At 62.1% G+C, this 6,183-nt stretch carries 7 protein-coding genes; all 7 read right to left on the minus strand.

From position 1 onward, the window contains the following. A partial coding sequence (locus KBT70_RS08090) for an ATP-binding cassette domain-containing protein (protein WP_296631012.1) occupies positions 1–1,033 on the minus strand: 1,033 nt, incomplete at its 3' end. Next, the gene (locus KBT70_RS08095; protein WP_296631017.1) at positions 1,034–2,050 is read right to left on the minus strand and encodes a BMP family protein; all 1,017 of its coding nucleotides are present in this window, start codon (positions 2,048–2,050) and stop codon (positions 1,034–1,036) included. It lies immediately after the preceding gene. A 161-nt stretch (positions 2,051–2,211) separates the two neighbouring features. After that, positions 2,212–3,045, minus strand: a complete 834-nt coding sequence (locus tag KBT70_RS08100; protein ID WP_296631019.1) for a transglutaminase family protein — start codon at positions 3,043–3,045, stop codon at positions 2,212–2,214. Continuing rightward, complete coding sequence (locus KBT70_RS08105) at positions 3,042–4,091, minus strand: permease (RefSeq protein ID WP_296631021.1); 1,050 nt, start codon at positions 4,089–4,091, stop codon at positions 3,042–3,044. Before KBT70_RS08105 ends, KBT70_RS08100 begins: the two co-directional genes overlap by 4 nt. Positions 4,092–4,139: 48 nt before the next feature. Next, the gene (locus KBT70_RS08110) at positions 4,140–4,457 is read right to left on the minus strand and encodes a metalloregulator ArsR/SmtB family transcription factor (protein WP_296631027.1); all 318 of its coding nucleotides are present in this window, start codon (positions 4,455–4,457) and stop codon (positions 4,140–4,142) included. A 40-nt stretch (positions 4,458–4,497) separates the two neighbouring features. After that, positions 4,498–5,316, minus strand: coding sequence for a MaoC family dehydratase N-terminal domain-containing protein (locus tag KBT70_RS08115; protein ID WP_296631029.1), 819 nt, complete (start codon positions 5,314–5,316; stop codon positions 4,498–4,500). A 9-nt stretch (positions 5,317–5,325) separates the two neighbouring features. After that, on the minus strand, positions 5,326–6,183 hold an 858-nt coding region (locus tag KBT70_RS08120), incomplete at its 5' end, for an acyl-CoA dehydrogenase family protein (RefSeq protein WP_296631032.1).

Genomic DNA, 6,183 nt, shown 5'->3' on the forward strand with positions numbered 1-6,183 from the left:
CTTCGGGAATACGGGCAATGCCATGCTCGACCGCGGCGCGGGGGCTCCATTGCGGCAAGTCCGCGTCGCCCAGATCAAGCCGCCCCGAAGCGGGCGCGGTAAGACCGGCGATGAGATCGGCCAGTGCCGCCTGACCGTTTCCAGAGACCCCGGCGAGGCCGGTAATTTGGCCCGAGCGCAAGCCGAGCGTCACCGATTTGAGCCCCGGCGCGCTGCCTCGGTCTGGGGTGGTGACGGCGTGCAACTGCAAGAGCGGCGCGCTGGGTGTGCCGGGGGCCACCCGCGGCGCGCTGACTTCACTTCCGACCATCGCCGCGGCAAGCGCGTGACGGTCCGTGTCGGCGGTGGCCATCTCGGCCACAACCTTGCCGTGGCGCAGGATCACCACACGGTGGGCGATATCCATCACCTCATGCAGTTTGTGGCTGATGAACACGATCGACAGGCCCTTGGCCACCGCCTCGCGCAGGGTGGCAAAGAGATCATCGGTTTCCTTTGGGGTCAGGACGGCGGTCGGTTCATCGAGAATGAGAATGCGCGCCTCGCGGTAGAGCGCCTTGAGGATTTCCACCCGCTGACGTTCTCCCACCGTCAAGCTGCCGACACGAGCATCAGGATCGACCGAGAGGTGAAAATCCGCCGCCAGCCGCGCAATCTTGGCCCGCGCTGCCGTGCGATCAGAGCGCCAGCGCCAGAGCGGTTCGGTGCCGAGCGTGACGTTGTCGAGCACAGTGAGGTTATCGGCCAGCGTGAAGTGCTGATGCACCATGCCCACGCCCGCCTCGAGTGCCGCGCGCGGATTGCCGGGGGGCAATTCGCGGCCCATGACCATCACCCGGCCTTCGTCGGCGGTGTATTGGCCGAAGAGGATGTTCATCAGTGTGGTCTTGCCTGCGCCGTTCTCGCCCAAGAGGGCAACAACCTCGCCTCGGTGCAGGTCGAGGCTCACCGCGTCATTCGCGGTGAGCGTGCCGAAACGCTTGGTAATACTGTCCAGACGCAGAACGACCTGCGCCGCATCTGCGCCTGTCATTTAAGAGGACTTGGGCTCTTCGTCGTTGATCTCGACGGTAAAGGTGCCCGCCTTGATCGCCGCCTCGCGTTCCGCCACCAGCGCCAATGCCGCCTCAGGCACTTTGCCCTCGAAGGTGCCAAGCGGCGCCAAAGAGCATCCGCCTGCCTTCATGAAGGAATAGACGCCGTAATCGGCGGCGGTGAAATTGCCCGCGTTCACAGCGGCAATCGCGGCATCAAGCGTCGGTTCGAAATGCCAGAGCGCCGAGGCGACGACCGTTTCGGGATAATCAGCTTGGGTGTCGATCACGTTGCCGATGGCCAGCACACCCTTTTCCTGCGCTGCATCCGACACGCCAAAGCGTTCGGCATAGAGCATGTCCGCGCCGCCCTCGATCATCGCAAAGGCGGTTTCCTTGGCCTTGGGCGGATCGAACCAAGAGCCGATAAAGCTCACCTGAAACTTGATGTCCGGATTCATCTCCTGCGCACCGGCCATGAAGGCGTGCATCAGGCGGTTGACCTCGGGGATCGGGAAACCGCCGACCATGCCGATATTGGCGGTCTTGGTCATCGCGCCCGCGATGATCCCCGAGAGGTAAGAGGCGTCCTGAATATAGTTGTCGAACACCGCGAAATTCGCCAGCGCCGGGTCCTCCTTGAAGCTCGACCCCATCAGGAAGGCGATGTCGGGATAATCGGCGGCCACTTCGCGCGCCTCTTGCTCGACCGCGAACACCTCACCGATGATGAGCTTGTAGCCTTGTTCGGCATATTCGCGCATGACACGGGCATAGTCGGTGTTCGAGACATTCTCGGAATAGACATACTCGACATCGCCGCGCTCTTGCGCGGTTATGGCGGCCTTGTGAATGCGGCTGACCCATTGTTGTTCGACGGGCACCGTATAGATACCGGCGGTCTTGATCGGTTCGGCGGCGCGCAGCGGCGAGCGCAAACCCGAGGCCCCGGCGATGAGCGCCGCGCCGGCCGAAGTGGCCATAAAGCGACGGCGGGAAAGTGGCAGGCGTGTCATGTTGATCTCCATGTTGGCAGGTGGGCAGTCTTTTTGGTTTTACCAATTGGTAAAATTTATCCGGTCGATTTTCTACAGAAATTTACCATTGAGCAAAACTAAACCGCTAAGAGGCCGACTCCCAGCGGTTTATGCTCAAAATGCGGGCAGCTCTGCAAGGGTCAGGCTGCGGGCAGGCGCGCGATGATGGGCAGTTTCTGCCATGTGCCGCCCGGCCCCCTTTGCATCGGTTCGGCCAGAAGCTTGAGTTGGGCCAGTGTCTCACCCATACTATAGGTATGCCCCATCGAATGCCCGAGCGCGACACGCCAACCGGGACGCGGATTGAGACCGGGTTTTGTGGGGCCAAGCCCTGCCTTCATGTGATGCGCGATGTCCCAGTCGAGCACTTCGCTTGCGTGGCGGGTGACGACCCAGCAGTGCATGTCATGGGTGACGCCCCCTTTTTCCGCCGGAAAGAAGTAGCCATAGACATAGCCCGCCTCATAGCCCGCTGCGCGCAGGCTCGCGACGAGATAGGTGTTGATGTCCACGCAAGAGCCGGGCGTCGTGCCGCAAGAGAGGTAGGGCACCCGGTCGGTGCCGTCGTTGAACCGCACCTCGGGGTGATCGTAGGTAAAGCGCGCCTCGGCTTCGGCCACCAACGCGTCGATGCCCTCGCGCCCGCCGCCCGCCTTGGTCGCGATGGCGCGGCTGGCCTCTGCCAATGAGTCAGCGGCGACGGTATAGCGGTTGGTGCGCGGGGTATAGATCGCCTCGGGATAGCCTTGGTCGATGGGGGCTGGTGCGATGGCATGGTTGAGTGTCACGCTTGTTCCCGCCGCCTCGATCCAGAGCGCGGCAAGACCCAATTCCGGCTCAAGTGCTACGGTAACGATTTTCCCGCCAGTCACGGTTGTGGCCAAAGCGGCGTCCTCGGGGCTGCACATGCCCGCCGGGGCCAACAGCCGCGCGCCGGGTTTCAACCCCGTAACCTCGATCTCAAGCTGTCTCATGCGAATTGCCAGAGTTGAAAGAGCAGGCCCGCAGCAAAGGCACCAGTGAGCGAGAGCGCGATGTAGAGCGCAAAGACACGCGGTTTGACCAAGGCCCAGACAGCGATGGCGGCGGGCAAAGAGGTGACGCCGCCGGCCACGAGAAAGGCCAGACCGGCACCGGGCGCCATGCCCTGTCCGATCAACCCGCCAACCAGAGGCAGGGCGGCGTAACCATTGAGATAGGCAGGCACACCAATGAGCGTGCCCAAGAGGATCGGGCCGATGCCGGTGCCGCCAAGCGCCTGCGTAATGGTCTCTGCCGGGACAAAGGCCAGCATGAGGCTCTCGAGGATAAAGGCCAGAGTGAGCCATTTCAGCAGAAACAGGGTCACATTCAGCGCCTCACGGCCAAACTTGGCCCGGCGCGCCGGATCGGTCCAGAATCGCCAGACTACCGCCTTGGGCGCGCGCATCTTGGCGCCACCGCAACCGCCATTGCCGATGCCGTCGCGCAGCGGATCGTTCAGCCCCCCGGCGCGGCCCAGGAAATGCACAGCCCAGCCGCCCATCAGGCCAAGGCCAATCGCCGCCAAGGTTTTGGCGATGGCAAACTCCAGCCCCAGAACGCCGGTTGTCAGCACAAACATCGACGGGTCCATCACCGGCGAGGCAAGCCAGAAGGCCATGACCGCCGAGAGCGGCACGCCCATCGCCAAAAGGGCGGCGATCAGCGGAATCACCCCACAAGAGCAAAAGGGCGAGAGCCCACCCGCGAGGGCCGCAAGCAGGATCATCACGGCCGGCGCACCGGTAAAGGCGCGCGCGATGAGATTATCCGCGCCCGTCGCCGTGGCCCAGGCGGCAATCCCGATGGAGAGCAAGAGAAAGGGCGCGGTGCTGAGCAGGGCGTCTGTGGTAAAGGCGAGCGTAGCGCGCGCCTGTGTTGCGTCGAAGACCGCGAGCACGATCAGGATCAGCGCCGAGATCATCCAGATGCGATGGTCTTTCCAGATGCGCCGCAGAAGTAGGGCGGCGCGGGGGCGAGGAAGGCTCGAGTCTGTCATGGCTATATCCCTAGAATTATCGTTATTTTAGCCCAAAAGAGGCTCGGTTCAGGCTGCGGTCTCTGTCTTGGCCAGTTTTACCCCGGTGCAGCATTCCGAGGTCAGGAAATCCAGTGTTCGCCGCATTGCAACGTAATCCACACGGTTGATCACCGCGCGCCCCTGTCGTTCCTGCACCACCAACCCCGCCTCGACCAGCGCCGAGAGATGATGCGCGAGGGTCGAGGGTGCCTGATCCAGATGCTGACCAATCTCGCCCACGTTCAGCCCTTCTTCGCCCGCGCGCACCAGCAGGCGAAAGATCGAAAGGCGCGTGTCATGGCCAAGGGCAGCTAGGGCGCGGGCGGTGGGGCTTGTGATGCTCATGAGGCTAACATAACGATATTTCTAGTTATGTCAATCTATCTCATTCCGCACGCGCCGCCATGGTTGCAACACCATCTCCCTCGCGTCGAACCCGCAGATCCAGACTTCCGTCCCGTTCTCGGGCCTCGATTACCACGGAGAGGTTGCAAATCAGGGGTGTCAGCCCACGATAGGAAAACCGTGCCGGCAGATGACCCAGGATGTGCGTCGCAAGGTTCATCATCCAGACCGCTTGCATCGGCCCATGTACGACGAGCCCCTCGTAGCCCTCGACACTTGTGGCATAGGGATGATCGTAATGGATGCGATGACCATTGAAGGTAAGCGCGGAAAAGCGAAAAAGCAGGGTCGAATCCGGCGTGATCCGCCATGTTGTCGCCTCTGGCCAATCCTCGGCCTCCGTGGGGAATATGGATTGCCCGGGCTTGGGATCTTCGCGATACACGATATCCTGTCGTTCGGTCAGGCGGGCCGCACCCTCCACGTTATAGACATGCCGTTGCGTGACAAACCCCAGCTTGCCGCTGCGCCCCTCTTTGAAAGTCACATCGTCAATTGTTGTCTCTCGCGTGACCAGATCACCGGCTGCAAAGGGCGCGTGAAACTCGATCTCGCCCCCGGCCCACATCCGACGGGGCAGAGGCAGGGCAGGCAGGAATATTCCGGTCTTGGGGTGGCAATCCCGGCCCAGCCTATCCGGGGTCACCATATCAGGCGAAAGGCACCAATGCAGCCCGACAGGCACCTCAGCTTCTGCCAGCGTTCCTGCCAAAGTCGCGCGGTATTCCTCGATCAGCCGCTCGGATATCGGTTCTGACCGGCGATAGCTGCGCCCGATCCAATCTGCGTAATCGTTCATTCCGCTCCCCTATTGCCCACGTCCCGGCCCGTAGGATTTTGGCAGGCCAAGCACCTGTTCGGCAATATGGCACAGGATCAGATTGGTTGAAATCGGCGCAATCTGATAGAGCCGCGCCTCGCGCCACTTGCGCTCGACATCGTATTCCTCGGCAAAGGCAAAGCCGCCATGGGTCTGCATGCAGGCCTCTGCTGCCTCCCAACTCGCCTCAGAGGCCAAGAGTTTGGCGGTATTCGCCTCGACGCCGGGGTTGTGGCCTGCGTCATACATCGCCGCTGCGCGGTAAACGATGGCCTCGGCGGCCATCAAATGCGCCTGCGCGCGCGCCAGTGGAAATTGCACCCCTTGGTTCACCCCGATAGGTGCGCCAAACACCACCCGCTCTCGGGCATAGTCCGACCCGGTCTTGAGGAACCATTTGGCATCGCCGATACATTCGGCGGCGATCAGGATACGCTCGGAATTCATGCCTGAGAGGATATAGCGGAATCCCTTGCCTTCTTCGCCAATCAGGCTGTCCGCCGGGATGCGCAGGTTGTCAAAAAAGACTTCGGTCGTGGCGTGGTTGATCATGGTGCGGATGGGCCGGATGTCGATGCCGTTCCCGACCTTGCCACGCAGGTCGATCAGAAACACCGACAGACCGTCGGTTTTCGATGTCGCCTCTTCGCGCGGGGTCGTTCGGGCCAAGAGGACCATCAGGTCGGAATGTTCCACCCTCGAAGTCCAGATTTTCTGACCGTTGATCACATACTCATCGCCATCCCGCCGCGCCGTTGTTTTCAGCGCCAGCGTATCGGTGCCGCTGGTGGGTTCGGTCACGCCAAAGGCCTGAAGGCGCAAGGAGCCATCGGCGATGCCGGGCAG

The sequence above is a fragment of the Roseovarius sp. genome (assembly GCF_018066915.1).
Classification (GTDB): domain Bacteria; phylum Pseudomonadota; class Alphaproteobacteria; order Rhodobacterales; family Rhodobacteraceae; genus Roseovarius.

Coding starts and splice junctions, on each gene's coding strand:
- KBT70_RS08105 (WP_296631021.1), bottom strand. CDS start 4,091: ATGACAGACTCGAGCCTTCCTCGCCCCCGCGCCGCCCTACTTCTGCGG.
- KBT70_RS08095 (WP_296631017.1), bottom strand. CDS start 2,050: ATGACACGCCTGCCACTTTCCCGCCGTCGCTTTATGGCCACTTCGGCC.
- KBT70_RS08100 (WP_296631019.1), bottom strand. CDS start 3,045: ATGAGACAGCTTGAGATCGAGGTTACGGGGTTGAAACCCGGCGCGCGG.
- KBT70_RS08110 (WP_296631027.1), bottom strand. CDS start 4,457: ATGAGCATCACAAGCCCCACCGCCCGCGCCCTAGCTGCCCTTGGCCAT.
- KBT70_RS08115 (WP_296631029.1), bottom strand. CDS start 5,316: ATGAACGATTACGCAGATTGGATCGGGCGCAGCTATCGCCGGTCAGAA.